This is a genomic window from Motilimonas pumila (genome assembly GCF_003596335.1).
GTDB classification, from domain to species: Bacteria; Pseudomonadota; Gammaproteobacteria; order Enterobacterales; family CBDFNC01; genus Motilimonas; species Motilimonas pumila.
Map to the genome: position 1 here is coordinate 1 of NZ_QZCH01000029.1, position 26,777 is coordinate 26,777.

The 26,777-nt window shown below is 45.4% G+C and carries 24 protein-coding genes and 1 tRNA gene; 9 read left to right on the top strand and 16 right to left on the bottom strand.

Going from position 1 to position 26,777, the window contains the following annotated elements; genetic code table 11:
• Positions 1-368: 368 nt before the first annotated feature.
• The 5 genes from D1Z90_RS17140 to rpsU all read right to left on the bottom strand — a co-directional run bounded on the left by D1Z90_RS17140 (position 369) and on the right by rpsU (position 5,171).
• A tRNA-Ile gene (locus D1Z90_RS17140) sits at positions 369-445 on the bottom strand.
• 298 nt (positions 446-743) lie between these two features.
• Positions 744-2,582, bottom strand: coding sequence for an RNA polymerase sigma factor RpoD (gene rpoD, locus D1Z90_RS17145; RefSeq protein ID WP_119912020.1), 1,839 nt, complete (start codon positions 2,580-2,582; stop codon positions 744-746).
• Between the two features lie 79 nt (positions 2,583-2,661).
• Positions 2,662-4,416, bottom strand: a complete 1,755-nt coding sequence (gene dnaG / locus D1Z90_RS17150) for a DNA primase (protein WP_119912021.1) — start codon at positions 4,414-4,416, stop codon at positions 2,662-2,664.
• Between the two features lie 74 nt (positions 4,417-4,490).
• Positions 4,491-4,934, bottom strand: a complete 444-nt coding sequence (locus D1Z90_RS17155; protein WP_119912022.1) for a GatB/YqeY domain-containing protein — start codon at positions 4,932-4,934, stop codon at positions 4,491-4,493.
• Between the two features lie 21 nt (positions 4,935-4,955).
• Positions 4,956-5,171 carry a 30S ribosomal protein S21 gene (gene rpsU / locus D1Z90_RS17160; RefSeq protein ID WP_119912023.1) on the bottom strand — a complete coding sequence of 72 codons (216 nt, stop codon included), beginning with the start codon at positions 5,169-5,171 and terminating at the stop codon, positions 4,956-4,958.
• 172 nt (positions 5,172-5,343) lie between these two features.
• Here rpsU and tsaD point away from each other — a divergent pair, with 172 nt between their 5' ends.
• Positions 5,344-6,357 carry a tRNA (adenosine(37)-N6)-threonylcarbamoyltransferase complex transferase subunit TsaD gene (tsaD, locus tag D1Z90_RS17165; protein WP_119912024.1) on the top strand — a complete coding sequence of 338 codons (1,014 nt, stop codon included), beginning with the start codon at positions 5,344-5,346 and terminating at the stop codon, positions 6,355-6,357.
• 138 nt (positions 6,358-6,495) lie between these two features.
• Here the strand turns inward: tsaD and plsY are convergent, their stop codons facing one another.
• Positions 6,496-7,179, bottom strand: coding sequence for a glycerol-3-phosphate 1-O-acyltransferase PlsY (gene plsY, locus D1Z90_RS17170; RefSeq protein WP_119912025.1), 684 nt, complete (start codon positions 7,177-7,179; stop codon positions 6,496-6,498).
• Positions 7,180-7,303: 124 nt separating this feature from the next.
• On the opposite strand from plsY, the gene folB reads away from it, so the two are divergent.
• Genes folB through D1Z90_RS17185 form a run of 3 tightly spaced genes read left to right on the top strand, consistent with a single transcriptional unit; the run spans position 7,304 to position 8,966 of the window.
• Positions 7,304-7,657 (top strand): dihydroneopterin aldolase, encoded by a 354-nt coding sequence (gene folB / locus D1Z90_RS17175; protein ID WP_119912026.1) that lies wholly within the window; start codon positions 7,304-7,306, stop codon positions 7,655-7,657.
• A gap of 1 nt (position 7,658) precedes the next feature.
• The gene (gene folK / locus D1Z90_RS17180; RefSeq protein ID WP_119912027.1) at positions 7,659-8,150 is read left to right on the top strand and encodes a 2-amino-4-hydroxy-6-hydroxymethyldihydropteridine diphosphokinase; all 492 of its coding nucleotides are present in this window, start codon (positions 7,659-7,661) and stop codon (positions 8,148-8,150) included.
• A 15-nt stretch (positions 8,151-8,165) separates the two neighbouring features.
• Positions 8,166-8,966: an undecaprenyl-diphosphate phosphatase gene (locus tag D1Z90_RS17185; protein WP_119912028.1), complete on the top strand. Its 801-nt coding sequence runs from the start codon at positions 8,166-8,168 to the stop codon at positions 8,964-8,966.
• A 30-nt stretch (positions 8,967-8,996) separates the two neighbouring features.
• Here D1Z90_RS17185 and D1Z90_RS17190 read toward each other — a convergent pair whose 3' ends face one another.
• Complete coding sequence (locus tag D1Z90_RS17190; RefSeq protein WP_119912029.1) at positions 8,997-10,235, bottom strand: multifunctional CCA addition/repair protein; 1,239 nt, start codon at positions 10,233-10,235, stop codon at positions 8,997-8,999.
• 157 nt (positions 10,236-10,392) lie between these two features.
• Here D1Z90_RS17190 and D1Z90_RS21995 point away from each other — a divergent pair, with 157 nt between their 5' ends.
• Both D1Z90_RS21995 and D1Z90_RS17200 read left to right on the top strand, forming a co-directional pair.
• Positions 10,393-12,237, top strand: a complete 1,845-nt coding sequence (locus tag D1Z90_RS21995) for an ExeA family protein (RefSeq protein WP_119912030.1) — start codon at positions 10,393-10,395, stop codon at positions 12,235-12,237.
• Between the two features lie 2 nt (positions 12,238-12,239).
• Positions 12,240-13,244 carry a general secretion pathway protein GspB gene (locus tag D1Z90_RS17200; RefSeq protein WP_119912031.1) on the top strand — a complete coding sequence of 335 codons (1,005 nt, stop codon included), beginning with the start codon at positions 12,240-12,242 and terminating at the stop codon, positions 13,242-13,244.
• A gap of 89 nt (positions 13,245-13,333) precedes the next feature.
• On the opposite strand, the gene D1Z90_RS17205 is transcribed toward D1Z90_RS17200, so the two are convergent.
• The 3 genes from D1Z90_RS17205 to D1Z90_RS17215 form a co-directional block, all read right to left on the bottom strand.
• Positions 13,334-13,948: a TIGR04211 family SH3 domain-containing protein gene (locus D1Z90_RS17205; protein WP_119912032.1), complete on the bottom strand. Its 615-nt coding sequence runs from the start codon at positions 13,946-13,948 to the stop codon at positions 13,334-13,336.
• A gap of 181 nt (positions 13,949-14,129) precedes the next feature.
• Positions 14,130-15,398, bottom strand: coding sequence for an inorganic phosphate transporter (locus D1Z90_RS17210; RefSeq protein ID WP_119912033.1), 1,269 nt, complete (start codon positions 15,396-15,398; stop codon positions 14,130-14,132).
• 22 nt (positions 15,399-15,420) lie between these two features.
• Positions 15,421-16,101 carry a TIGR00153 family protein gene (locus tag D1Z90_RS17215; RefSeq protein WP_198419254.1) on the bottom strand — a complete coding sequence of 227 codons (681 nt, stop codon included), beginning with the start codon at positions 16,099-16,101 and terminating at the stop codon, positions 15,421-15,423.
• 165 nt (positions 16,102-16,266) lie between these two features.
• Here D1Z90_RS17215 and D1Z90_RS17220 point away from each other — a divergent pair, with 165 nt between their 5' ends.
• On the top strand, positions 16,267-17,775 hold the full coding sequence (locus D1Z90_RS17220) for a CYTH and CHAD domain-containing protein (RefSeq protein WP_119912035.1): 1,509 nt from the start codon (positions 16,267-16,269) through the stop codon (positions 17,773-17,775).
• Between the two features lie 13 nt (positions 17,776-17,788).
• Here D1Z90_RS17220 and D1Z90_RS17225 read toward each other — a convergent pair whose 3' ends face one another.
• Complete coding sequence (locus D1Z90_RS17225) at positions 17,789-18,577, bottom strand: ion channel (protein WP_119912036.1); 789 nt, start codon at positions 18,575-18,577, stop codon at positions 17,789-17,791.
• 111 nt (positions 18,578-18,688) lie between these two features.
• On the opposite strand from D1Z90_RS17225, the gene D1Z90_RS17230 reads away from it, so the two are divergent.
• The gene (locus D1Z90_RS17230) at positions 18,689-20,311 is read left to right on the top strand and encodes a methyl-accepting chemotaxis protein (RefSeq protein WP_119912037.1); all 1,623 of its coding nucleotides are present in this window, start codon (positions 18,689-18,691) and stop codon (positions 20,309-20,311) included.
• A 68-nt stretch (positions 20,312-20,379) separates the two neighbouring features.
• Here D1Z90_RS17230 and D1Z90_RS17235 read toward each other — a convergent pair whose 3' ends face one another.
• From D1Z90_RS17235 to D1Z90_RS17250, 4 genes are all read right to left on the bottom strand, one after another.
• Positions 20,380-20,709, bottom strand: a complete 330-nt coding sequence (locus D1Z90_RS17235) for a hypothetical protein (RefSeq protein WP_119912038.1) — start codon at positions 20,707-20,709, stop codon at positions 20,380-20,382.
• An 11-nt stretch (positions 20,710-20,720) separates the two neighbouring features.
• Positions 20,721-21,365 carry a hypothetical protein gene (locus D1Z90_RS17240; protein ID WP_119912039.1) on the bottom strand — a complete coding sequence of 215 codons (645 nt, stop codon included), beginning with the start codon at positions 21,363-21,365 and terminating at the stop codon, positions 20,721-20,723.
• A 75-nt stretch (positions 21,366-21,440) separates the two neighbouring features.
• Positions 21,441-22,127 carry a PspA/IM30 family protein gene (locus tag D1Z90_RS17245; protein WP_119912040.1) on the bottom strand — a complete coding sequence of 229 codons (687 nt, stop codon included), beginning with the start codon at positions 22,125-22,127 and terminating at the stop codon, positions 21,441-21,443.
• An 18-nt stretch (positions 22,128-22,145) separates the two neighbouring features.
• Positions 22,146-22,559 carry a YjfI family protein gene (locus D1Z90_RS17250; RefSeq protein ID WP_119912041.1) on the bottom strand — a complete coding sequence of 138 codons (414 nt, stop codon included), beginning with the start codon at positions 22,557-22,559 and terminating at the stop codon, positions 22,146-22,148.
• 238 nt (positions 22,560-22,797) lie between these two features.
• Between D1Z90_RS17250 and glnE the strand changes: the two genes are divergently transcribed.
• Positions 22,798-25,662 (top strand): bifunctional [glutamate--ammonia ligase]-adenylyl-L-tyrosine phosphorylase/[glutamate--ammonia-ligase] adenylyltransferase, encoded by a 2,865-nt coding sequence (glnE, locus tag D1Z90_RS17255; RefSeq protein ID WP_119912042.1) that lies wholly within the window; start codon positions 22,798-22,800, stop codon positions 25,660-25,662.
• Positions 25,663-25,740: 78 nt separating this feature from the next.
• Here glnE and lpxL read toward each other — a convergent pair whose 3' ends face one another.
• Positions 25,741-26,664, bottom strand: a complete 924-nt coding sequence (gene lpxL / locus D1Z90_RS17260) for an LpxL/LpxP family Kdo(2)-lipid IV(A) lauroyl/palmitoleoyl acyltransferase (RefSeq protein WP_119912043.1) — start codon at positions 26,662-26,664, stop codon at positions 25,741-25,743.
• Between the last annotated feature and the right edge of the window lie 113 nt (positions 26,665-26,777).

A 26,777-nucleotide genomic window follows, 5' to 3' on the forward strand; every position in this document is an offset into this window, starting at 1 on the left:
CTGAAAGAAAATCAGCGGTCTGAAATGTGAACAGCATGAGCCTTTGTCGCACTGAAAACTATTTGATCAACAACGCCCCAATGAGCCAGGAATGTAGAAATTCTATTTGTTTCAGGATGGTATTGATAAGCTTTAGCAGCATGTTTTTTGAGACGTTTAAAAAATTCAGTTTACATAGGCAGAAAATTACCACGTTTTCGATAAGCCTGATGAATGGACTTTTTTACTTATAACTCACGCTAAATGGTTATACCTTGATGGTTATTGATATTTACAGGCTCTATTCTTTGGAAGTTGCTATGCAAGAAGGGGTTTCTGAGTCAAAAAACAAAAAAGCCTGAAAGGCGAACCTTTCAGGCTTTATAAAATGGTGGCCCCTCCGTGACTTGAACACGGGACCTACCGATTATGAGTCGGGTGCTCTAACCAACTGAGCTAAGGGGCCTAATTATTGTTGCTTTTAAGGGCAGAAAACAAGTTTCTGGCTCGACATCCTTATCTTGGTTCAACCAAAGTGGGTTGTAAACACAAATTGATAAAAGGTCGATTTATTCTTCTTATTAAGCGGGTTGGATTATATATAGCATGGGCATGGCTGTCTAGCGGTGGCTGATCGTTTGCTGTTTTATTCGCCAAAAAATGGCGGCTTTTGCTGATATTTGTGCGCTTTGTAGTGATAAATCATGGGCAATAAAAAAGGAAGGCAAAGCCTTCCTTTTTAGCGTCAGTGTTAACCGTTGGTTTTACTCATCGAGGAAGCTGCGAAGCTGCTCACTGCGGCTCGGATGGCGTAGTTTGCGCAAGGCTTTCGCTTCAATTTGACGAATACGCTCACGGGTTACGTCAAACTGTTTACCTACTTCTTCTAACGTGTGGTCGGTGTTCATATCGATACCAAAACGCATACGCAATACTTTAGCTTCGCGGGCGGTGAGGCCTGCTAGTACATCATTGGTCGCATTTTTCAAGCTTTCGCTTGTGGCAGAGTCCACTGGTAGGTGAATGGTGGTATCTTCGATAAAATCGCCTAAGTGCGAATCTTCATCATCACCGATTGGCGTCTCCATAGAGATTGGCTCTTTGGCAATTTTAAGCACTTTACGAATTTTATCTTCTGGCATGACCATGCGCTCTGCCAATTCTTCAGGAGTTGGCTCACGGCCCATTTCTTGAAGCATTTGGCGAGATATACGGTTCAATTTGTTGATGGTTTCAATCATGTGAACCGGAATACGAATAGTACGTGCCTGATCCGCAATCGAACGTGTGATTGCTTGACGGATCCACCAAGTTGCGTAGGTTGAGAACTTATAACCACGACGGTATTCGAATTTATCGACGGCTTTCATCAAGCCGATGTTACCTTCTTGGATAAGGTCTAAGAACTGTAAACCACGGTTGGTGTATTTTTTAGCAATGGAGATAACCAGACGTAAGTTAGCTTCTACCATTTCTTTCTTGGCACGGCGAGCTTTGGCTTCACCTATGCTCATACGACGGTTGATGTCTTTGATAGTCGTAATGTTAAGACCCGTCTCTTCTTCGACTGCAGTCATTTTAACAATACAACGTAAAACCTCGTCTTTGATGATGCTTAACGAAGCGCTGTAAGGCTTATCGCTGGCGATGGCATCTTCTAACCAAGAGCGGTCAGTTTCATTACCAGGGAACACAGAGACGAATGCTTTTTTCGGCATCTTACACTGGTCAACAACCATTTTTAGGATCAAACGCTCTTGTACGCGAACACGATCCATCATTGAGCGCATGTTGTTTACCATACGGTCAAATTGTTTTGGGATCAGGCGGAATTCGCGGAATACGTCAGCGAGCTCAATAATGGCTTGTTTTGACTTTTTATCTTGGCGACCGTGCTGTTCAATGATGCGTAATAGCTTATCATGAGCATTGCGCAGGTCAGTGAACTTCTCTTTTGCCAGTTCCGGATCTGGGCCTTTGTCGGCCTCATCTTCTTCTTCATCGTCGTCAGAAACGTCATCATCTTCGTCCTCGAGATCATCTTCCGATAATTCTGAGCCGATGTGGGTCGCGGTTGGCGCCAGCGTTTCTTCTTCATTCGGGTCGATGAAGCCTGAGATAATATCACTTAGCTTGATTTCTTCTGCTTCGTAGCGGTCCCACTGATCTAATAAGTAGTGAATCGCTTCTGGGTATTCAGAAACAGAGGTTTGAACTTGGTTGATGCCTTCTTCGATGCGTTTAGCGATGCTTATCTCGCCTTCGCGGGTCAACAGTTCAACGGTACCCATCTCACGCATGTACATGCGCACAGGATCGGTAGTACGACCAATTTCAGATTCTACAGACGCAAGCGCCTGAGCCGCGGCTTCTGCTGCGTCTTCATCCGTAGTATCTTCCGTCATCAATATGTCGTCATCTTCAGGCGCTGATTCAAGTACCTGGATGCCCATGTCGTTGATCATTTGAATGATGTCTTCAATTTGATCTGGGTCGACAATGTCTGGTGGTAAGTGATCATTGACTTCGGCGTACGTAAGGAAGCCCTGTTCTTTACCTTTGGTAACCAGAAGCTTTAACTGAGACTGAGGGGTTGGCTCCATAGACTCCATCCGATTGAGGGGTTTAAGGTTAGGTGCAAAAATGCAAGTGCGCGATTATAAATCCTTTGCACTTAAGATGCTAGCTTGGCGATGCGATCTTTCTGCTTTGGATCAACTCTGTGAGTTGTTTTTTTTCTTCCAAACTCAGTTGTCCCGTGCGCGCCTTGGCTAATAACTTTTCTTCTTTTTGCTCGATGTAAATCGACAGTAATTTATCTAATGTATCTAAAAATACAGCTTCTACCTGTGGTTCATCGATGTGGTGATCCCACATCGCCAATTTTGCAAGCTGTGCACCTTCTTGAGTGCCACGCCAGTGCTCTATTAACTGGCCTGTTGTTATATGGGGTTGCTGCTGGCACATTTCAAGTATTTGTGCAAAAAGAATGCTACCGGCTAAGTTTAGTTCATTTATTTCTGGTAGGGGCGGTAAATCCTGTGCCAGATTAGGATATTGAACGACTAATGCAACTGCCAGCCTCATTGGCGTGACCTTTTGTTTTTGTTGCGGTTTTTTTACAGCTTCTGTTTCTGTTTTAGGCAGTAACTTGTCGAGGCCGGCTTGGTCTACGGCGAGCAACCTGGCCAACTTCTCCCGCATCATCTGACTAAATACGCCTGTGGGCAGTTTAGCGATCAGCGGAAATGCCAGTTGCGCTAATTTTGTTTTGCTGTCAGAGCTCGACATATCCACTTGTTGCAACAAGTGTTCGTATAAAAAGTCAGACAAAGGTGCAGCTTTGCCTAGGCGGGCTTCGAACGCTTCTTTGCCTTCCTGTCTCACCATTGAGTCGGGATCTTCCCCGTCAGGTAAAAACATAAACTTAAGGGCTTTACCATCGTGTATATAGGGCAGAGCATTTTCTAATGCACGCCAAGCGGCGTCACGACCTGCACGGTCACCGTCATAACAGCAAATCACTTCGTCAGTAGTGCGAAACAGGGTTTGAATATGCTCAGGCGTAGTGCTGGTACCCAAAGATGCCACCGCGTAGTCAATGCCAAATTGTGCTAACGCAACCACGTCCATATAGCCTTCAACCACCATGATACGTTTAACGTCTTTATACGCTTTTTTAACTTCATACAAGGCGTAAAGTTCGCGACCTTTATGGAAAATAGGCGTTTCAGGTGAGTTAAGGTATTTTGGCGTGCCGTCACCTAATACTCGGCCACCAAAGCCAATAACGCGGCCACGGCGATCCCTGATCGGGAACATAATCCGGTTTCGAAAACGGTCATAACTGCCACCTTGCTCTTTGGCAATGAGCATTCCGCCTTCAATAAGCTGTTTTTCTGCAGCGCTTTGACGGCCAAAACGCTTACGCACTTCATCCCAAGCTTCGGGAATATAGCCGATGCCAAAATGTTGGCATATTTCGCCGCTGAGGCCGCGGCCTTTTAAGTAATCGACAGCATGCTGATGTGAAGGCTGACTTAACTGCGATTGATAAAACTGACTGATTTGCTCCATCAGCTGATATAAGTCTTTTTTGCCTTGCACTTGAGCTGGGGTTAACTGCGGACCACTTTGTTCTCTCGGCACTTCTAGACCAAGGCTACTGGCTAACTCTTCAACGGCGTCTGGAAATTCTAAGCCGTCATACTCCATCACGAAACTGATGGCATTACCATGAGCACCGCAGCCAAAGCAGTGGTAAAATTGTTTTGATTGGCTAACAGTAAAAGAAGGAGATTTTTCGTTATGAAAAGGGCAACAAGCCTGGTGGTTTTGGCCTGCTTTTTTCAGTTTTACTCGGCTATCGACAACGTCAACAATGTCAGCTCTTGCTAACAAACTGTCAATAAAATCACGTGGTATGCGACCCGCCATAAAACCTCATAAATAAACAAGCCGCAAACTTCCGAAAAAGTTGCGGCTTATTAGAATTCAGCATTGACTTGGAACTAAGACAGACGAGCGCGTATTTTGCCGCTGATTTGTCCCATGTCTGCTCTACCTTGAACTTGGCTTTTTAAGGCCGCCATGACTTTACCCATATCTTGCATGCCTTGTGCACCGGTTGATTCCAGTGCAGCATCTAAGATAGTTGCCAATTCTTCTTCAGTAAGAGGAGTTGGTAAAAAAGCTTGAAGAACTTCAAGTTCTTCACGCTCTTTGGCTGCTAAGTCTTGGCGATCAGCTGCTTCGAACTGAGCAATAGAGTCTTTACGCTGTTTGACCATTTTGGTCAAAATCGTAATCACATCATCGTCATTCAACTCTGTGCGATCATCAACTTCGCGCTGCTTGATTTCAGCCATCAACATACGAATGGCACCCAAGCGGACTTTGTCCTTCGCGCGCATTGCTACTTTTTGTTCTTCTTTCAACTGCTCTTTCAAGGACATCTCGAACGCCTATAACTTAGATTAGTATAGACGAACGCGACGTGCGTTTTCGCGAGCAAGCTTCTTCAAGTGACGCTTAACTGCTGACGCTTTAGCGCGTTTGCGAACTGTAGTTGGCTTTTCGAAGTATTCGCGACGGCGAACCTCAGAAAGGATACCTGCTTTTTCGCAAGAACGCTTAAAGCGACGTAGTGCTACATCAAACGGTTCGTTTTCACGTACTTTTATTACTGGCATATGCCCATCACCTCAGGGTGTTATCTGTGAAGCCGGTCGTAGATTGACCAGTCTGTTTAAAAATGGTGCGGAATTTTAATCTGATCTAGGGGCATTTGTAAACCCATTTAATTCGCTCTGGTGAAAAAAGCTTACGAAAGTTACACTATGCGAGCTTTTTGAAGGAGTGTATATGCGAATTTTAGGTATTGAAACATCTTGTGACGAAACGGGCGTGGCGATTTACGACGACCAACAAGGATTATTGGCACATCAGCTTTACAGTCAAGTAAAATTACATGCTGATTATGGTGGTGTCGTGCCTGAACTTGCGTCGCGCGACCATGTTCGTAAAACCATACCTTTAATTCAGCAAGCATTGGCTCAAGCTAATTGCAGCAAAGAAGACATTGATGGCATCGCTTATACTGCGGGTCCTGGCTTAGTGGGGGCCTTATTAGTAGGGGCAACCATAGGTCGCAGCATTGCGTATGCCTGGGGCAAACCGGCGGTGGCGGTGCATCATATGGAGGGGCACTTATTGGCCCCCATGTTGGAAGACGACGTGCCAGAGTTCCCATTTTTAGCTCTATTAGTCTCTGGCGGTCACAGCATGATGGTTAATGTACAGGGCATTGGCCAATATGAAGTATTAGGTGAAAGCATTGATGATGCTGCAGGTGAAGCGTTTGATAAAACGGCGAAGCTGATGGGCTTGGATTACCCTGGAGGCCCCTTGTTGGCAAAACTTGCTGAACAAGGCACGCCAGGCAGGTTTCGTTTTCCAAGGCCGATGACCGACAGGCCGGGCCTTGATTTTAGCTTCAGCGGTTTAAAAACGTTCGCAGCGAATACCATTCGTAGCGAAGGAGATGACGAGCAAACCCGAGCGGATATTGCTTTTGCATTTCAAGATGCTGTGATAGATACCTTAGCCATAAAGTGTAAGCGCGCACTGAAGCAAACTGGGTTGAAGTCGGTCGTCATTGCTGGCGGGGTGAGCGCTAATAAGCAGCTAAGATTACAGCTAGAAGCCATGATGACGAAGCTGCAAGGGCGAGTGTATTATCCACGCACTGAATTTTGTACCGACAACGGTGCCATGATTGCTTACGCAGGCATGCAGCGCTTAAAAGCCAAGCAGTTTGAACCTTTATCCGTGCAAGCCAAACCACGCTGGCCTATCGACACCTTAGCGCCGCTGTAGGCAACTTTACTTAACATGAACGGCAAACTGTGGATTTAGCTTACCGCTTTCGTATTTGTTCGAATACGCGTTATTGGGGCAAATACGGTGATGTTTGAGTGTGAACTTAGCTCATGTGGTGACTATTTCATAGCGCATTTAACGTTCAAATTTATCATCCACAGCTGACTCTTGTTTGCTAGGCGTAGGCTCTGCGTTAGGTATCTCTTGCGCAGCGGCATTGCCTTTTACGGGCAAGCGCTTCCAAATCTTCAACTCTTTGCCTTGCCATAACCTAGCAATGTTTTGATGGTGTCGTAATATCACCAAGCAGCCCAGCATCGCAACGGGCAGGGTGTATTCCGGTTTTATGAAGTAGGTGTATAAAGGGGCGACCAAGGCGGTGATCAGCGCAGCCAAGGAAGAATAACCAAAGAGTGCGACCACGACTAACCAAGTGGCTAGTAGTAAACCTGCTACGTCCATGCCTAATGGCAGCATGGTACCAAACGCAGTCGCGACGGCTTTGCCACCTTTAAAATGGAAAAATACTGGGTAAATATGCCCCAAACATGCTGCGATCCCGACAAGACCAATGTAAAAAGGGTCTAATTCCGCCCAATAAGCCAGATATACGGGCAGGGTGCCTTTGAGTAAATCAAACAATAAGACCCACGTCGCGGCTTGGGGGCCGCCAAGGCGAAGAACGTTAGTGGTACCAGGGTTGTGAGAGCCATGTTTGCGAGGATCAGGAAGGCCTTTTAAACGGCACAACAGCACCGCGCTGGAGATTGAGCCAGCAAAATATGAAATTAAAATAAAAATAATCACGCTAGCAGTCATAGATTGCAGTTTTTCCCTGTCAACTTTTGCGCTATTATCGCCATCCCTACAGGCTATTGATGATACGCTTAATTTTTCATCTTCGATAGTCTTGCCAATGATATTTTATAGCGAGGATAGTTTCATGGATCGCGTTTTTATTCACTCATTAGAAGTCTTATGTACCATAGGTGTATATGAGTGGGAAAAAACCATCAAACAGAAGTTAGTGTTTGACCTGGAATTAGCATTTGATAATCGTCCTGCTGCAAGCAGTGACGATATCCATCTTGCCCTTGATTATGCAGTACTGTCACAACGAGTATGTGAGTTTGCAAACAATAATACGTTTGAGCTGATAGAAACCATGGCAGAGCGTGCTGCGGCGATGATTTTGACAGAATTTAATGTCGCAGGCGTAGAGTTAACATTAAGCAAACCTGGCGCTGTGCCGATGGCTGCAAATGTTGGCGTGAAAATTGTTCGTGGCCAATTTTAACATGGCCCGAATTTTTATTAGCGTAGGCTCGAATGTCGACCGCGAACAACACATTCGAGCGGGCGTTAAAGCCTTGTATCAAGCTTTTGATGAACTGGAGATCTCTTCCGTATTTGAAAGTGAGCCGGTAGGGTTTAATGGTCATGCGTTTTATAACTTTGTGGTTGCGGCTTCTACCGAGCTCGAGGTGTTGGCAGTGGTTGCCATACTCAAGCAAATTGAGCGAGACAATGGCCGTTTAGCCGGAGACAAAAAGTTTGCGCCTCGCACCTTAGATTTAGATCTCTTGCTGTATGACGACCTCATTACTGAAGTTGGGGTACAGCTTCCTCGCGGTGAAATTCCACATAATGCCTTTGTGCTTTGGCCGTTGGCCGAGCTTGCTCCCGATCGCATTCACCCAGAACTTGAGCAAAGCTATGAAAAACTTTGGCAAGCGTATGACAAATCTTCACAAAAGTTGTGGAAAATCCCTTTTATTTGGAACTCTTAGGAAGGAAGTATAAGCATGACAATGCTTGAAATAATAGTACTTGCGATAGTGCAAGGCTTAACCGAGTTTTTACCTATCTCAAGCTCGGCTCATCTTGTTTTACCCTCACAAGTATTGGGCTGGCAAGATCAAGGTTTAGCTTTTGACGTTGCTGTGCACGTGGGAACTTTAATTGCGGTTGTGCAGTACTTCAGAACAGAAGTGACGACCATGGCAGGCGCTTGGTGTAACTCGGTTTTAAAGCAGCAGCATAACCAAGACAGTAAATTGGCATGGTGGATCATTCTGGCCACTATACCGGCTGGGTTAGCGGGGTTATTTGGTAAAGACTTTATCGAAGCTTATTTGCGCAGTGGCTATGTCATTGCCGCGACAACTATCGTATTTGGTTTATTACTGTGGTACGCCGATAAAACGGCTAAGCAAACCATCAACGAATATCAAAGTGGTTGGAAAAAAGTCTTAATCATTGGTGTCGCGCAAGCCATGGCGCTGGTTCCAGGCACTTCACGCTCGGGTGTGACCATGACAGCAGGTTTGATGCTTGGCATGACGCGCAAAGCCGCGGCTCGCTTTTCGTTTTTACTGTCGATTCCACTGATTTTCCTTGCCGGTAGTTATTTAACCTTAAAGCTGTTTACCTCTGGCGCGGACGTGATTTGGTCCGATATGATCCTTGGTGCAGTGCTTTCTTATATTAGCGCGTTAGTGTGTATACACTTATTCCTCAAGGTGATCGAACGCATGGGCATGTTGCCGTTTGTGATTTATCGTTTGCTCTTAGGCGTTGCTTTGCTTGTAGTTCTGACCATATAGCCACTGTACATTTGCTACTCAAACAGCCACTTATTGTGGCTGTTTTTGTTTCTGCTCAATAAACGCCTGCAATGCTTGTTGCCGCTGGCGATTTAGCTCTTGCTTGATCTCTGCGCCTTTAAAGCCGCCTTGTACTATGGGCTGCACCGCAATACCGGCGGCTACCTGATAAGCCTGACGGCAATAATCGGCCTCTTCATACGGTTTATCTTCAAATCCTAACCGGCCGGTTAAATCAGCTTTACAAGCCAATAATAACTGCTCAAAGCGTGCTGGTTTTCGCCATGCGTCGGTTTGTTCAAAAATAGCCAGAAGGCCTGCGCTGTCGAGCTCATAAATATGGTGGATCTGGCAATGTTGCTGACTCATCATCAGTGCAAGGTCACGGCAATGGTTGGGAACTTTGAAGCGATCGCATACTGCTTTTATTAAGGGCAGGCCTTTGCTGCCATGATGTTTATGGCTTGGCCATAACTCGGCGGGGGTAAGCGCTTTACCAAAGTCATGGCACAGGGCGCTAAAGCGTACTGCCAACTCGTCTGAAAGCAGCGCTGCTTGTTCGACTACCATCAAGGTATGAATGCCGGTATCTATTTCAGGGTGCCAACGTTTAGGCCCTGGAACCCCAAATAAGTTATTTAATTCCGGCAATACTTCTGCCAGGGCGCCGCACTGCTTTAATACTTCAAAAAAGCGACTTGGTGAAGGTGACATCAGCGCGCCAGAGAGTTCTTGCCAAACCCTCTCAGGGGTAAGGAAGCGCAGCTCACCTGAGTGACTAATGTTTTGCATCAAGGTCAGTGTTTCAGGAGCGACTTCAAAACCCAAGTGAGCAAAGCGCGCGGCAAATCTTGCCACCCTGAGAACTCGCAGTGGATCTTCTGCAAAAGCGGGGGATACGTGGCGCAAAAGACGTTTTTGAATATCTTGTTGGCCACCATAGGGGTCAATAATTTCGCCATTATGGCCTTGAGCCATAGCATTAATGGTGAGATCTCTGCGCTGTAAATCTTGCGTTAAGGTCACGTCTGGGTCAAAAAAACACTCAAAGCCTGTATAACCTTGACCTTTTTTTCGCTCGGTACGTGCCAGCGCGTGCTCTTCTTGGGTTGTCGGGTGTAAAAATACCGGAAAGTCTTGGCCAACTCGCTGAAAACCTTGTTGTAACATTTGCTTAGGCGTCGCGCCAACCACCACAAAATCGCGGTCTTTAAGCTGGATGTTGAGTAATTGGTCACGCACGGCGCCACCGACGAGATATATCTGCAAAAAAACGCTCCCTTACCTTGCTGTAGAACCCATTATAAACCTATCTGAAACTGATCTTCATTCCCTTTAAAAGAGTAGAAATGTGTGACTTGCTTGTTTTAGTTCAATCAAGCTGTCTGATATAGTGTGTCTCTCAAAGAAGGATTGCAGTGAATCTATGTACAAAGAGTTTTTTGGTTTAAAGGAAAGCCCGTTTTCAATCGCGCCCGATCCTGATTATTTATATATGAGTGACCGCCATAAGGAAGCATTGGCGCACTTAATGTATGGCCTTGATGCTGCTGTCGGCGGATTTATTTTATTAACCGGTGAAGTGGGTACCGGTAAAACAACCGTGTGTCGCTCTTTACTGCAAGAGTTACCCGTAAAAACCGAACTGGCGTTTATTCTTAACCCGTCGTTGACCAAAATCGAACTGCTTGCGACTATTTGTGATGAATTCGGTATTAAATATAACCGAGAGCGAACCAGTTTAAAAAACTTGTTTGACGTGATTGCGCGATTTCTGCTGAAAAACCATCAAGAAGGCATTCACTCGGTACTATTGATTGATGAAGCGCAGCATCTAAGCCCTAAAGTGCTAGAGCAACTACGCTTACTGACCAACCTAGAAACTGACCGTAAAAAATTGCTGCAAATCATTTTGATTGGTCAGCCAGAATTGCAAGCTTTGCTTAAACAAGAGCAGTTACGCCAATTAGCACAACGTATTACCGCCCGTTACCATCTATTACCTCTGGATAAAACGGAAGTCTGTCATTACGTTAGGCATAGGTTAAAAGTGGCTGGCTGCCAATTGCCGGTATTTAATAACCGCAGTTTGGTGGAGATTCATCGTCAAAGCGGTGGCGTACCTCGCCTGATTAACCTGATTTGTGATCGGGCTTTATTGGCAGCCTATGCCAACAGTGATCATAACATTACGCCTTCACTGATAACCTCTGTGGCGACAGAGGTCCGAGGTGAAGACGCCGTGAAAACCCTTAACCCTCGGCCTCTTATTTATGCGGGAGCTGCACTTTCTGTTGCCTTAATCGCAGCTTTGTCCGTGCCTTATGTGATGGGCTTTATCAATAGCCATAAAGCCGATGCTGAGATGCAAGTGATGCAGCAAAATGTGGAGGCGGCACAGGCTATTTCATTGCCACCAGTACCAGAAGAGCAAGCATTGCAAAACCCCTACGTGGCACCTGTTCAGCAAGCTGAAGGCAGCCCACAGCGAGAACCTGATAGTTCTGGCACCGGAGAAAGCCAAGAAACCGTGGCCAGTTTTAGCGCCGCAGAGCCGATAGTGGTTGGCGCAGTACCTGAAGGGGTCGAAGATTTAGCTTCGATAGATGTTCAAACTCCGGTTGATATGCAGTATCAACGCAGGCTGGAGAAAGTGGTAGCTGATAGCCGCTCGATGGAGCCGGCAATGCAAAACTTATATCGTGTATGGGGTTATGACGTACCGCTACAGGATGCCCGCTGTGAAAATGCCATAGCCGCTGGCTTACATTGCTTAGAAGGGCGGGGCAGTGTTCGCAGCCTTAAAGAGATGAATCACCCAGCAGTGGTAAAAATGCTGGATAAACGCAACCAAACTTACTTTGCCACGTTAACTCACGCCAAGCCGGTGATCTTTGCTTCGGGCGGGGGAACGAAACACGGCTTTGTATTGTTGATTAATGATAAACGCGTGAAGGTCAGTGAAAACTGGTTCAATGAACATTGGAGCGGCGAATACACCTTATTTTGGAAAGCGCCAGCGGGTTACGAGCGAGCACTTGGACTTGGCGCGGAAGGCGCCGCTGTGCAGTGGCTTGATGACAGTTTGGCCCAAATTTATAACCAAGACTATCGTTCGACACAAAGGTTTGATGGGACCTTACAAGAGCGTGTAATGCGTTTTCAAAATGAGCACAACCTCGGTGTTGATGGCATTGCCGGGGTGCAAACGTTACTGCGTATCAATACGGCTGTATTGCCTTATATGCCAAAGCTATTGACTGAGGGGTAAGGATGTCAACAATACTAAATGCCTTAAAAAAGTCAGAAGAGCTACGCAACGAGACCACGCCGATGCAGTCACTTGCCCGTGGTCAAGCGCAATATCAGTTTCCCGTCTCTGAAGATACGGGGCCCGCTATTTGGCCTTACGTGTTATCTGGCGTACTGACAACGGCGATTATTGCCGGTGGCATTATTTGGTACATCAGTAGTGATAGTGGCAGCGTATTTGCTTCGCTACCGGCAGCCGAGCCCACTGTGGCCGAGCTGCAAACTGAAGATAACACATCAGTAGTTAATCAAGCTGGCAGTGGTAACTCACAGGCCAGCCAACAAAAAAAATCGGTTCGCTTTCTCGAGCAAGAGGTGGCAGCTGGCGGAGATGAAATTGCATTTTTACCGGCTAAAGAATACAAAACGGTTCCGCTACCTGAATACAGTGCTCCGCCCAAACCGGCGTTTAGGGTGGGGGCGAACGTCAGCGACCTAGTACAAGATATTCCAAAGGAGCCGGTCACGGTTTCTGGCCAAAAAGATGATATTTTGGGTGATATTGACTTATCAGGCACAGATCCCGCTCTGGCGGCGAAAATCCGTGCGGCTTTAGCGGTTGAATCACCAGCAACGAATGTGACCGAGACAGTCCCTAGCAATAATGTCGATTACTCCGATGTATCGGCCGAGCTCGCCCGTAAATTTCAAAAAGCCCTCGACAGTAATATTCCTCTGGATCAAGAGCCTGAGCCCGTAGCTGCCACTGCTGGTGGCGGAGCCATGGATATCACTCAATTACCCGATGACTTGCAACAACTTATTAGGCCGTTTTCGTATAACTCTCACGTTTATTCAAGCAACTCAAGCAAGAAGTCGGTGAGCTTTAATAATAAAAAATATCGTGAAGGAGACGAAGTCAGTAATGGCTTAGAAGTGATAGAGATAAGGCCAAATGATGTAGTGCTGCGAATTAATCGCCAAAGCTTTAAGGTATCGGCGATGACAGATTGGCGAGGATATTAACGCTCAACCTCTAATAAGGCCACTTAGTGGCCAATTGAACAATAAAAAAGGCAGCTATATAGCTGCCTTTTTGTTGGAGAGTTTTCTTTTTACACCCAGTTTGGATCTTTACGTTTTCTGCGGGGCAAGAAAGGAATGATAAAGCCGATAAAAACACCTGCACCTAATACCGCTCCACCATAGCTTAACCAACGCATTTGCACGTCTTCGCTTTGGTTATCGAGCTGAGTTTGTAATTGAGCGTTGTCGGCTTTTAGTTGAATTATCTCGTCGGTCAGAGTTTGCTTTTCTGACATTAATGCGGTGATGGTATTATTTTGTTCACTCAACGCTTGGTCTTTGCCTATCAGCACTTGGTTATTGCTTTGCTCGATATTAGCTAAAGTAGCTTGTGTTTGCTCTAGCTCGGCAATGACCTTAGGCAGCTGTTTTAGTGCTGGTTCTTGTTCTTGAACGTATTTGGTTTCTACCCAACCCACACGGCCTCTTTCATCTTCAATTTGAGCAAAACCTGTATTAGTGTCGTACTGTTTGACTTGCACCTTGGTACCGGCATTTACGCTGCCAAGAATGCGGTATTGAGCACTCGGACCTGAGTGGAAATAGACAAACAGTTCGTCACTGATAAAGCGATCGGCTGCTGTGACTGAGTAACTGCTGAGCAGCAGTGTTGTAAATGTGAACAAAGAGGTAAGTATTTTCACGTATCGATTCTCGAAGCCTTAGAAGTCTGCTGCAAGTTTAAAAACTTCGTCAGCAATGAACAAGTATGAAAAGTGTAAAAGGTCACGTTCCCTGCCAATTTTTTTAAAAAATGACGACCGAGAGTGAGCAATAATGAGCAAAAGTTTATCGAAAAAAAAAGCGCCTCTCGGCGCTTTTTTGTTAAGCGATAAACATGCCTCTGAGCATCCAGAAGAACATGATAGACAGTACGGCACCTATTGGTAGCGTGACTACCCAAGATACGACGATACTGCGAACAACACCAAGGTTTAATGCTGCAATGCCACGGGCCATGCCTACACCTAATACCGCACCAACTAAAGTTTGTGTGGTCGAGATAGGTAAGCCTGTACCCGATGCAATTACCACTGTAGTGGCTGCTGCAAGCTCAGCTGCAAAGCCTCGGCTTGGTGTAAGGTGGGTGATGCCGTTACCTATGGTAGCGATAACGCGCTTACCAAAGATGGCCAAGCCTAATACGATACCTAAGCCACCCAATGGTAAAATCCACCAGGCCAGTGCGGCTTTACCGGCAATTTCACCGTCATTGTGCACTATGCTTACCACTGCGGCTAATGGGCCAATGGCGTTTGCAACGTCATTAGAGCCGTGAGCAAATGCCATTGCACAAGCCGTGATAACCATCAAAATAGCAAACACTTTCTCAACGTTGGTGTAGTGCATTTTTTTGTCGGCTTTTGGATCAATTTTAATACGGCTAATGAAGTATTTGCCTATCATAGCTACCACAATACCGACCAACACGGCCAAGCCATATGCTTCCAATGTATCAAAGTGTATGCCTACATGTTTTAAGCCTTTCTTGATGGTCACAAGGGACATCATAAAACCCGCTAAAAACATATAGCCAGGAACATAGCGCTTGGCGTTGCGCAGAGGGTCTGCAGTATTAAATATGAGGTTTTGCGCACTCATAAATATGGCATAGGAGATTAAACCCGCTATTAATGGTGTCACTACCCAGCTACCAACAATGCCCGTTACCTTGCCCCATTCAACAATGTCAGGGTTCACACCAACGGCCGCGAACCCAACGATGGCACCAATAATTGAGTGAGTGGTTGATACTGGCCAGCCAAAGTATGACGCGATCAACAGCCACAAACCTGCGGCTAGCAGAGCTGAAATCATACCAAAGACGAGCAACTCGGGTTGATCAACAAAGGCGGCGGAGTCGATAATACCTTTACGTATGGTAGAAGTAACTTCACCACCCGCGAGGTATGCACCGGCGAACTCAAAAATCATCGCAATGATGATAGCTTGTTTAATGGTTAAGGCTTTTGAACCTACCGACGTTCCCATTGCGTTGGCAACGTCGTTAGCACCAATACCCCAGGCCATAAAAAAGCCGAACAAGGCTGCGATAATAACCAGGGTCGTACCGTGTGTGGCTAAAATTTCCATAATCTAACTACCTGTGAAAACGTTAAGAACGCGCTAGCATAAGTTCCAGACGAGCACCTACACGCTCTGCCTGGTCTGCAAGGTCACCAACCCACTCGAGGATTTGGTACAAAAACATCATGTCGATGGGGCTGTATTGAGTTTCGATTTTTTGTAACTCACGACGTAGCTTAATTTGTAAGCTGTCAGTATCGTCTTCGATCTCGTCTAAGCGTTGGATCATTTCTTCTACGAGTTCTACTTCACGGCCTTTAAAGCCAGTTTCAAGAAGTTCGTCTAGCTCGTTGATGGCTTTTTTTGCTTGTTTCGTTGCATCAATACAACGGCTCAAGTAAGCCATAAAGTCTGCTTGGGTAGCGCTTGGTAAGTGTAGTTGACGACCAAGCACACGACCTGAAATGTCTTTCGCGCGGTTGGCAATTTTGTCTTGTTGGGTGAGTAGCTCCAACATATCAGTACGTTCAACTGGGATGAAGATACCACGAGGTAGCTTTAACCTAATTTCACGTTTAAGGGCGTCAGCCACTTTTTCAATTTCGGAGATTTTTGCTTGTTGTTTTCTTGCTTCTTCCCAGTTGTTTGCGTTAGCGGCTTCAAAAAATGGGATGAGATGTTTACAACATTCGTGAACTTTATTGATATGCTCTTGTAGAGGCTTGATCGGCGACTTTGCGAAAAGTCCTAAAATAGTATTTACTGGCATTGCCAATTACCTGTTTCGGTGAAAAAACACACGATTGATAGATTGGCGCAAATGTTAACTTATGTTGGCGGGCATGAAAACAGCTAAACTGGCTAAATGAAAATTTAAATTTGGTTTGAGCCTTCATGTTTATTAATTAATCTTCATAAAGATATTAAAGATCATATGGATACAGAGATAGAGATAAAGTTTTTTGTCTCCCCGCAGGCGGTTGATTTAATGCCTGAGTTATTTGACAAATATCAAGTTTGTTCAATCAATAAACAGCAATTGAGCAATGTGTACTTTGATACCAGTGAACGCGAGCTGCAAAAAGCGGGCCTGGGTCTTCGAGTTCGTTGCTTTGACGATAAAATAGAGCAAACGATTAAGCTATCTGGCTCTGTAGTTGGCGGCTTACATCAGCGCCCTGAATATAACGAATCTATCGCTTCTAATCGTCCAGAGTTATCCCGTTTTAAAGCCGATATTTGGCCGGAAGGTTTTGAAGCCGCTGACCTGCAAGCTCGAATTAACCCTGTATTTAGTAATGACTTTGAAAGGCAAACTTGGCTAATTGATTGCAATGGCAAAGGTTTGGTCGAAGTGGCGTTTGATTTAGGTGAAATTTCTACCGCTAATGGTCATGAATCCATTTGTGAAATCGAACTGGAGTTACTAAAAGGCTCTGAAGAAGTATTGTTTTTGTTAGCACAAGACATCGCGACATTGCCAGAGGCCCGCTTGGTAAACCAAAGTAAAGCGCAGCGGGGTTATGCATTAGCGCAAGAGCAGCCTCTGCAAGAACAAGCCTTAGATTATGTCAGCGTTACCGCGCAAGGCTCGGTATTGCAAAACATGCTGGCTGCATTTCAATACGGTTTGTCTTATTGGCAACATCACGAATATCTGTATTTAGCCCATAATCAACTTAGCGCATTGATGAAAATGCGTGATGGCATCAATTTTATCCATCAAGCTAGCGTGACTTACTTACAAGCCATGCAGCAAACTCAATATCAAGATTGGCTGGGAGAGTTAAATTGGCTGTCGAGTAAATTATCTTGGTTGGATGAGTATTACGCTTTATGCACTTTGACCGAAAATAAAGGGCACTTCATTAAAAAATTAAGTGACTACAAAGGGTTAAAGCACAGCTTAAAAGATCAATTAGGGCGTTTGCCAGATGAAACCGCGGTCAAAGAGTTGATCACTTCAACCCGTTATTGTCAGTTGGTGCTGAATTTGACTCAGTGGATGCTGGAATGCAGCAAAATGCCGCAAAATGCGGTGTTAACACAAACCTTTGAACCTTTTGCCGAAAAAGTGTTAGCGAAAAGTTGGCAAGAGTTATTAGGCTCAAATTTAGCTAATGACGGCGTTGAACTCGCGCACTATATGGCAATGAAGGGTCAGTTAAGCCGCAACCTCATGGTTGGCACGTGTGTGGGTGCCTGTTTTAACGACGATGCTCGCGATGAATTTCGTTTTCCTTGGCTCGATATTTTACGGGGCATTGAAGATCTGGAGTTACTGCTGCCTGTATTTGATTATGGGCAACAGCTTGAAGAAGGTGAAGAGAAAAAGAAAGTGTTGAAGTGGGTTAAGCGCAAGCGGCAATCCATTTTGCACGCGATGGACCTATCTCGCAGCCAAGCGCTACAGTTTAGCCCTTATTGGCATAACGAAGCCTAACCCAATCTCTGAATCAATCTCTAAGAGGGCGCTTAGCCCTCTTTTTTTGCGCTTTAAACGGTCGCCTGCCTGCGTTTGTTGTTTGTTGTTTTTGTAACTGCGCTATTTGTGCCTGTAATCGCTGAACTTCATACAGCAAGGCTTGCTGTTGGGGATCCGGTTTTACTTGTGGTACTAAAATAGATGCCATCAGCCCAGACACCGCAGCAAAGGTGCCTATTCCAGATAAGATAATAAAACTGGCGACGATTCTACCTGCGTCCGACACCGGATATAAATCGCCATAACCTACCGTAGAAACCGTGACTATGGTCCACCAAAATGCGTCAGCCGCTGTCAAGATGGACGCGCCAGGTGCGTTAGACTCTACCATTAAAATACTGATTGAACCCACAGTGAGTACGCTAATCAACAACAGAATCACCGAGGCAATGGTCGTTTCTTGATAGTGAGACTTCAACAGTTGTAATACGTTTTTACCTTGGTATAGCGCTTGCGTAATGCGGATGATTTGTAACAGTCGAAAGTAACGTAAATGCTCGCTCAGCGGCAGAGATGCTAAAATATCTATCCAGTGCTGTTTCAAATACTGAGCCTTATCTTCGCTAAGGGCACAGCCATAAGCGAGGTGAGATAACAAGATACAGCATACAAGGGTATCGAGTTTAAACAGTAGGTTAGCGGTTTCGGTACCGACGTCAAACCACAGACGGGTGATGATTAAGCCAAGCGTAATGGTCGATAGCAGCATCATCGTAATATCTAATGGCGATATTTTTTTGCCCTGTTTGTGAGCTTGCATAGATATTTTATCTCTCAGTATAAAGTATGATTATAGTGACTACCAAAAATAAGGCTATCAACATAACTTATTGTAATTATTGATAGCAACCCCTTAACTTTTGAGGTGAATATGGCTGTAACTGCACTCAATGTATTAGAACAAAAAATTGCTGACATCAAACTTGTGCCGAAGATGATCTTGTTAATGCTGTTTAGTACTGTGTTGATTATGGCCAAAGTGGTGTTTGATGCACAACAAATCAAAGCTCAGATAACCATACAGCAAGAGCATGAATTGATTCAAAAAATTAATTTGGCTGAAGGGGTAATACGAGCAGCCTATGAACAACAAGCTGTCCTCGGGGGGGAGCCGCAAGCTAAAGCTTTTGCGTTGGAAACATTAGCGAATATGAAATGGGCCAACAATGGCCATTTTTGGGTATTGCAGCAAGATGGCGTGGCATTGTTGTTTCCTGGCCAAAGCAGCCTAGAAGGACAAAAAGCATTTTCTGCTTTTGATGGTGTGCAGCAGCAACTAGAGATATCAGCCGGTAATGGTCAAGGCTTATTGAGTAGCAAGCTTGGTAAAGAATCTGTCACTATCGCCACACAAGGTTTTGATTTGTGGTCATGGAGTTTAGCCGCTGCGGTGAATAGTCAAGAAGTCGATGAGGTTTATTGGGGCGTAATCCAACGCGGTATTATGGAAACCGTGATACTTATTGTCGTGTTTGTTGTACTGCTTATTTGGGTGGCTCAATTGATGTTAAAGCAAGTCAATGCGGTGACGCTAGGCCTAGATGCATTGGCAAATAAAGACTTAACCGAACACGTGAATTTAACTTGTAACGATGAATTTGGCTCCATTGCTAGCGGTATTCGCACTACGGTGTCTAATTGGAAAGCCTTGTTGCAGCAGCAAAATATTTCCTCTGAAGAATTGCTGGATATTTCTGACCAGCTCACCGTTTGTATGGAAGCGGTGCAAGAGTCGATTGAAGAAGAGTTTTCTCAAGTGGAAGAGCTTGCCACCGCCATGAACCAAATGACTAATTCGGTGAAAGAGGTGGCCAATAGTGCTGCGACAGCTTCAGCTTCGACCATTGAAGCGAATCAAGTTGCGCTAGAAGGTAACAGCTATGTGGAGTCGACCATAGGCACAATTAACTCGCTCTCAAGCAATATTGATGAATCTTCTAAAGCGGTTAATCAAGTCGAAGAAAAAGTCTCTAGCATTGGCAGCGTGGTTGACACTATTCGCGGCATATCTGAGCAAACTAACTTATTGGCACTTAACGCAGCCATCGAAGCGGCGCGGGCTGGTGAGCAAGGTCGAGGTTTTGCGGTGGTGGCAGATGAAGTGCGCAATTTGGCACAGCGAACCCAAGAAGCAACGGTAGAAATTCAACAGATGATAGAGCAGTTGCAGCGAAGTGCTAGCCAAGCGGTTTCTCTGATGACCACCAGTGTGGAAGAAGCTAACCACAGCGTGGAACAAGTTGGACAAGCGGGCAATAAAATAGACTTTATCGCCGGACAAGTACAAAGCATTGCCGACTTGAACAATCAAATTGCTTCTGCTTCGGAAGAGCAGTCCTGTGTGGCTGAAGAAATGAATGGCAACATTAATGAAGTGAAAGAGTTAGTTGAGGGCTCTGTGACGGTATTAAAAGAGCTCAATGAAATGGCTGGTATCATCGCAACCCATTCGCACGCTCTGGCCAATGAGATAAAAAGTTTTAAAGTGTCATAATTCATTGCTACTCAATAGCAATAAAAAAGCGCCCATTGGGCGCTTTTTTCTTTCTGGTATACACGCTGCTATTCAGCTTGTTGACCGGTGTAGTCAGCCAACTCTTCCATCACTTTTCGCTTGATTTCCAGCTGCTGCTCCGGCTCCAGGCTGTAACGCTCGGCTAAACGCGCGTAATCTTCGCCATTGAGGGACACGGTGAGACGTGGCCGTTTGGGTTTACGGTTAACAGGTAACTCCAGAATATGGCGAATTTGATCTGACGGACTAATGCCTTCATCTAACGCTTGTTTACGGATGCAATATTGCACCTTTTCATCCATGTCAAAAGCCACTTGTACCGCTTTGGCGGCTTTGGCTGATTGTTGCCATTTTGCGGGCAGTTTTCTTTCGCTCATGACTGCCTCCTTTAACTTTTTGGCCAAAGCTCAGCAATGTCTGTGACTGGACGTTTCAAGGTTAGGTATACATCGGTATCACCATTTTCGAATACATAAATTTCCAGCCAACGCATTTCTTGCTCACCAAATAATGCAAAGTACTCAAATTGTCGTCCATGGGCCTGGTCTGTGAATGCGGGTGGTTTTTGACCGCGATAATCTTGGTCGTGGAAATAACCTTGGGTTGCAAAGTCTTGCTGAACGTAGTTGTTGGCGATCATAGGCCCAAACGGCGAGTCTTGGGTTAGAGGAGTTAGGTTTGCTGACCCAGGCTCATCAAAAATCTCAGCAAAGGCGTCCATATCGAACAAGGCTTCAACGTCTGCACGGCGCAGTAACACGCTTAAGCCAACATGATCGCGATCTTTTTCGTCAAGCAACAAAAAGACATCTTGCTGCGATGCACCACGACAAATTAGTCGGCTTTGTTGGCGAAATTCAAACTCTTGTGTTTGTACTTCTAACAACTCAAACTGTTGTTTTCTAAATGCTTCAGGCAAAGCGAAGCTGTCGCTCATTTGCAGTAAATCACCCACTTGCAAGGCTTGCGGGTGGCTTAACTCGCGGCCAATTTTTTCAGCCGGTTTACCAAATAATTTTTTGAGAAAGCTCATTAAGGCTCCTTAGACGTTAAGGGGCTAGAAACAAAAATAGGTGGCCGAGGCCACCTAGTTCGCTAATATCGCGAATTAGCCTTTATTTTTTAGCCGCTCAAGAACAGCGTTAGCACTGCTTTGCTGCTGGCCGATGCCGGCATCTTTTAGCTTGTCTTTGAGTGACTGGTCACCCGACTCTGCTTGCAGTTGTTCTGCAGCTGCGAGCTTATCATCAAACATCGCTTGCTTTTGCTTAATGCGCTCAAGAGACTCTTTTGCGCTGCACAAGCTAGAGTTGCTTGAAGTAAAGTTGTCTGTGATAGCGGCCGTAGCTTTTTGTACGCTGGCGGTCGTTTTTACCATGCTAAGCTGGCGTTGATAGTCTGCCACTTGACGCTCACTTTTCTTGATTAAATCTTTCAAGCGTGTCGCCGCTGAATCGTAGCTAGCGTGAGCGGTAGTTTGCTCTTGTAGCTCAAGTTCAAGTTGCGCGATTTTCTCTGCGACTTCTAGCGCCAATGATTCATTACCTTGGCTTAGCGCTTGCGAAACATAGCCTTCGTGCTCTGTGATGTCTGTCTTGAGACGTTCAAGCTCACGGTTGGCTTGCATCTGCTTGGCCATCACTTCCGTTAAGTCGCGTTTGGCTTTGGTCAGGTGGTTTTCTGCATCACGAATTTCCTGTTCGAAGATTCGAGTTGAGTTAGCGTCGACAATTTCTTCGCCTACCTCACGTGCGCCACCACGAACAGCGGTGATAATTTTCTTTAAAATACTCATTAATTACTCCTTAAAGCGTTACTTGAGGTAGTCTGACATTTCGCTGATAACTTCAAGGCTGTTATCACTTAAAACACTGACTTCATGTTCAATATCTTGCAACGAAGAACTTTCTGCTAATGCGCCAAAGATGACATATTTTTGCTCGATACGAGCAAATGAAGACAATGGCATTGGAATGTTCATTTCTAGCATCGCTTCCATCATTTCTGGTTTCTTACCTTCGATCACCTCATCTTCACCCCAAAGGTAGGAAATACATAAGATTTGATCGCCTGTGACAGAAATAAATACTGGAATTTCTTCACGTCCTTGAATGTCTACTCGTAATACGTCTACGTCGCCGGCAATAGGTACACAGTCAAACGTTAAACCGGTATCAGAATGATCCGCTAGACCATTTAAGTAGGTTGCAATTTTGTGGATGTTCATTAAGTCTCCTTGTAGACATATTATGTCTGTGAGCTAAACTTTAGGTTGTTAGACATAATATGTCAAGTGGCGAATGTGAATTTTTTATCAGCGCAATTTGCTACCTAATGAATATCTTGTTTATGGTGGGTTTTTTCAAGCTTAATCTTTTGATTAATTTCCAAAATGCTGCACAAACCTTTGCTAGCTGGTAGAGTGAAGGCATCTTTATCTAGCCTGCACTTTGAGTAGAAACGATATGACGCAACTGACCGATATAGCCCAACAACAATTTCAACGTTTTGCCGAATTAACCGATGTCTCCGTCTTTAGCCCTGCTCAGCAGGCGCAAATCAAACAAGCTTTTGGTTTGAGTGATTTTATTGCCAATAGTGCCCAGCAGCAGCCAGAACTGTTGCTGGAGTGTTTTGAGCAAGGTTTGTTTGAGCAATCTCAGCGTTGCCAAATTATCGAGCAGAGCTTAGCGCAGGCGTTAAGTGAATGTGACCAAGAAGCGGCGTTTCATCGTTGCTTGCGTTTATTTCGCCGCAAACACATGGTGGTTATTGCTTGGCGTGAGTTGCTAGGCCTGGCTGATTTAGACGAAAGTTTGCGTCACACGTCGTGTTTAGCTGACGCGCTAATTGAGCAAGCCAGTCAGTGGGCTTACCAAGATCTGGTTAAGAGCCAAGGCCAACCGGAAAATGATCAAGGTGAACAACAGCCATTTTATATCTTAGCGATGGGAAAGCTGGGCGGAAAAGAGCTGAATTTCTCTTCTGATATCGATCTTATCTTCACTTTCCCTGAAAACGGTGTCACCAAAGGGGGGCGAAAAGAATGGGCGAATCAGCAATTTTTTATTCGTCTGGGTCAGAAGGTCATCGCAGCCTTGCATCAGGTTACGCCAGACGGCTTTGTATTTCGGGTGGATATGCGTTTAAGGCCATTCGGCGAGTCAGGACCTTTAGTGATGAGCTTTGCTGCTTTTGAGGATTATTATCAAACCCAAGGTCGTGATTGGGAGCGTTATGCCATGGTAAAGGCGCGTGTGATTGGGCCTGAGTCTCCTTATAAGCACGAATTAGAAACCTTATTACGACCTTTTGTGTTTCGCCGTTACATTGACTTCAGCGCAATCCAATCTCTGCGTCAAATGAAAGCGATGATCTCAGCTGAAGTGAGACGAAAAGGTTTAAAAGACAATATTAAACTGGGCGCGGGTGGTATTCGTGAAGTGGAGTTCGTTGCACAAGCTTTTCAGCTGATCCGCGGTGGACGAGAGCCCTTATTGCAGCAAAAAGGTTTGAGGCAAACCCTTAACGCCCTTAAAGATCTTGATATCATGCCTACTGAGCGAGTCGATAATTTGCTTGCCAGTTATCAGATGCTGCGCCGAGTAGAAAACGTATTACAACAAATTGGCGATAAGCAAACGCAAACCTTGCCAACAAATGATCTGGACAAAGACCGTTTGATTAGTGCGTTGGGTTTTCCTAATTGGGACTCGTTTTACCAAGAGCTAACGGGCGTGATGGCGCAAGTTAACCAAGAGTTTGACTGGGTGGTAGGTGATGAAGAGCAAGACGAATCGGAACAAGACGGTCGCATTACTGAGCTATGGTTGCATGAATTAGAGCAAGACGAGGTAGTAGCCTTGTTGGCGGACTATGATTTGTCGCAACAGGACGCAGAGCAATGCCACCGTTTGATCGTGAACTTTAAGCAAGAAGCGCAGCGCCGAGCCGTGGGCCCAAGAGGGCGAGAAAACCTTAAACGATTAATGCCAGCGTTAACCTGCAAAGTGCTATCAAAGAAAGATCCCATTGCGCTAATGGACCGCTTGGTCACCTTGATAACTCAAGTGATGACGCGGACCGCTTATATTGAGTTGCTTAACGAAAATCATGGCGCCCTAAAGCAGTTAGTTCGTTTGTGTGATGCCAGCCCACGTATTGCTGCACAGTTGGCACGGCATCCCATATTGCTTGATGAGCTGCTTGATCCTCAGCATTTGTACAACCCTACGCCTATCGAAGAATATAAAAGTGACCTTCGCCAATACATGTTGCGGATCCCCGAAGAAGACATGGAACAGCAAATGGAAGGGTTACGACAGTATAAGCAAATTCAGCGTTTACGTATTTCCGCTGCTGATATCGCCGGTGCATTGCCGTTAATGAAGGTGAGTGATCACTTAACTTATTTAGCCGAAGCCATTATGGAATACGTGGTCAATATTGCTTGGTTCCAATTGGTTGAAAAATATGGGGAGCCGTCCAACTTGATCGGCTCTGAACGGCGCGGCTTTGCGGTTTTAGGATACGGTAAACTGGGTGGTTTAGAGCTGGGTTATGGTTCAGATCTGGACGTGGTATTTATTCATGATACCGAGGTATCTGGGTATACCAATGGTAAAAAAGAAATCGACAATAAACAGTTTTACCTGCGTTTAGGCCAACGTATTTTACATTTATTTAGCAGTCGCACGTCCTCGGGCATCTTGTATGAAGTCGATATGCGCCTCAGACCACAAGGGGATTCTGGCTTGTTGGTGAGCTCGCTTGCGGCTTATGACGCATATTTGAGTAAAGACGCTTGGACTTGGGAGCATCAAGCTCTGGTTCGAGCGCGCTGCGTGTACGGTGACAATGAAATCCATCAAGCTTTTGATGCGGTTCGTTTACGTCAGTTGGCTAAAGAAAGAGGCAAAGCTGAGCTGGCAAAAGATGTGGTAGACATGCGTAAAAAGATGCGCGATCACTTACTGCGTGGTGAACAAGACCAATTTGATTTAAAGCAATCACCCGGCGGCATGGTTGATATCGAATTTATCGCGCAGTTTTTGGTGCTAGCAAACACGCACCAAGCGCCGGCTATGGCCAACTGGTCTGATAATATTCGTATTTTTGAAACTTGCGTTGAGCAAGGCTTACTGACGCCAGAGCAAGGCGCATTATTGTCTGAGTGTTATTGCCATATCCGCGACGCGGCGCATAGGTTAACGCTCAATAAGCAAACGCGTATCGTCTCAAGTGACTTATTTGCTCAAGACCGCGACCAAGTCGTCTCGTTATGGAATAAGCTCGTGGCAGACTATTACCCTGCCATTGACGCGAAGTAAACCGCGTTTTGTAAGTATGGAATCATGAGAATAAAAAACGGCGCGGATGCGCCGTTTTTTCAGGCCTGACAATGATATTTATTTATACAATGACGTTTCACCTTCTGGCCGTGTTTTAAAGCGGCGGTGCAGCCACATGTATTGGTCTGGCTGAGTTAAGATCATTTGTTCTATTTCATGGTTAATACGAGCAGCATCGGCTGTTAGGTCTGCGGTTGGAAAACCTTGCAGCGGCGCTTTAGCAATCATTTTATAGCCTGCATTTCCTGGCAGGCGTTGCATGAAAAAGGGAATCACGACCGTGTCTCCAATTTTGGCTAATGCAGAAGTTCCGGTCACGGTAGCCACTTTATCAACAGCAAAAAAAGGCACAAAGGCGCAGCGTCGGCGGCCGTAGTCATGATCGGGTGGATACCATAAGATCTGTTTATTTTTGAGTGTTTTAAACATGGTTCTGAAATCACTTCGGTCAATCATACCGCGACTTAAAGAGCGGCTTCTTCCCCAATAAAACCAAAAGTTTTGCAGTGGATTATTGTGCTTGCGATAGACACCTGTCGGTTCAAAGTTAAGGCCAGCGCTGCGGGCATTAATTTCCAGAGTGAGAAAGTGAGCGCCAAGTAAAATCACACCATGGCCTTTTGCTTGAGCTTGCTCGATATGCTCAAGCCCTTCTACTTGTAGGTGTTTGCGAACTCGCCAATCAGGCCAAAACCAAGCCATACAAATCTCAAACAGTGCAATGCCAGTATTTTCAAAATTACGTTGCAGCAATTGTTGTCTTTCACTCTCAGGCATATCAGGAAAGCATAAAGCTAAATTGCGTTCAGCCACTTTACGCCGCGAATGAATGCGTTTCATTGCAAAGCGACCTAAGTGTTTACCCAAAAACAGCATGACTCGATATGGCAGCAAGGACACCAGCGCCATGAATAATATTCCTAACCAAACGCCCCAATATTTAGGGTGTATAAAACGCAACTCGAGTTGTGGTTGACTCATCGATATTTAGACCATTATTTAGGCGCAAGTGCGCAGCAAACTATTGAACAAGCATCAAAAATATAACGTGATATTCTAACAGCGATTGTTTTGCAGTGGCTAAGTTTTTTCTA

Bases quoted from the DNA above. Each gene is read 5' to 3' on its own strand.
- D1Z90_RS17250 (WP_119912041.1), bottom strand. From the start codon at position 22,559: ATGAACATCCACAAAATTGCAACCTACTTAAATGGTCTAGCGGATCAT.
- D1Z90_RS17210 (WP_119912033.1), bottom strand. From the start codon at position 15,398: ATGGAAATTTTAGCCACACACGGTACGACCCTGGTTATTATCGCAGCC.
- lpxL (WP_119912043.1), bottom strand. From the start codon at position 26,664: ATGAGTCAACCACAACTCGAGTTGCGTTTTATACACCCTAAATATTGG.
- D1Z90_RS17230 (WP_119912037.1), top strand. From the start codon at position 18,689: ATGGCTGTAACTGCACTCAATGTATTAGAACAAAAAATTGCTGACATC.
- D1Z90_RS17200 (WP_119912031.1), top strand. From the start codon at position 12,240: ATGTCAACAATACTAAATGCCTTAAAAAAGTCAGAAGAGCTACGCAAC.
- dnaG (WP_119912021.1), bottom strand. From the start codon at position 4,416: ATGGCGGGTCGCATACCACGTGATTTTATTGACAGTTTGTTAGCAAGA.
- D1Z90_RS17225 (WP_119912036.1), bottom strand. From the start codon at position 18,577: ATGCAAGCTCACAAACAGGGCAAAAAAATATCGCCATTAGATATTACG.
- folB (WP_119912026.1), top strand. From the start codon at position 7,304: ATGGATCGCGTTTTTATTCACTCATTAGAAGTCTTATGTACCATAGGT.
- D1Z90_RS17245 (WP_119912040.1), bottom strand. From the start codon at position 22,127: ATGAGTATTTTAAAGAAAATTATCACCGCTGTTCGTGGTGGCGCACGT.
- rpoD (WP_119912020.1), bottom strand. From the start codon at position 2,582: ATGGAGCCAACCCCTCAGTCTCAGTTAAAGCTTCTGGTTACCAAAGGT.
- D1Z90_RS17220 (WP_119912035.1), top strand. From the start codon at position 16,267: ATGGATACAGAGATAGAGATAAAGTTTTTTGTCTCCCCGCAGGCGGTT.
- rpsU (WP_119912023.1), bottom strand. From the start codon at position 5,171: ATGCCAGTAATAAAAGTACGTGAAAACGAACCGTTTGATGTAGCACTA.
- D1Z90_RS17155 (WP_119912022.1), bottom strand. From the start codon at position 4,934: ATGTCCTTGAAAGAGCAGTTGAAAGAAGAACAAAAAGTAGCAATGCGC.
- D1Z90_RS17215 (WP_198419254.1), bottom strand. From the start codon at position 16,101: ATGCCAGTAAATACTATTTTAGGACTTTTCGCAAAGTCGCCGATCAAG.
- D1Z90_RS17240 (WP_119912039.1), bottom strand. From the start codon at position 21,365: ATGAGCTTTCTCAAAAAATTATTTGGTAAACCGGCTGAAAAAATTGGC.
- D1Z90_RS21995 (WP_119912030.1), top strand. From the start codon at position 10,393: ATGTACAAAGAGTTTTTTGGTTTAAAGGAAAGCCCGTTTTCAATCGCG.
- folK (WP_119912027.1), top strand. From the start codon at position 7,659: ATGGCCCGAATTTTTATTAGCGTAGGCTCGAATGTCGACCGCGAACAA.
- tsaD (WP_119912024.1), top strand. From the start codon at position 5,344: ATGCGAATTTTAGGTATTGAAACATCTTGTGACGAAACGGGCGTGGCG.
- glnE (WP_119912042.1), top strand. From the start codon at position 22,798: ATGACGCAACTGACCGATATAGCCCAACAACAATTTCAACGTTTTGCC.
- D1Z90_RS17235 (WP_119912038.1), bottom strand. From the start codon at position 20,709: ATGAGCGAAAGAAAACTGCCCGCAAAATGGCAACAATCAGCCAAAGCC.
- D1Z90_RS17185 (WP_119912028.1), top strand. From the start codon at position 8,166: ATGACAATGCTTGAAATAATAGTACTTGCGATAGTGCAAGGCTTAACC.
- plsY (WP_119912025.1), bottom strand. From the start codon at position 7,179: ATGACTGCTAGCGTGATTATTTTTATTTTAATTTCATATTTTGCTGGC.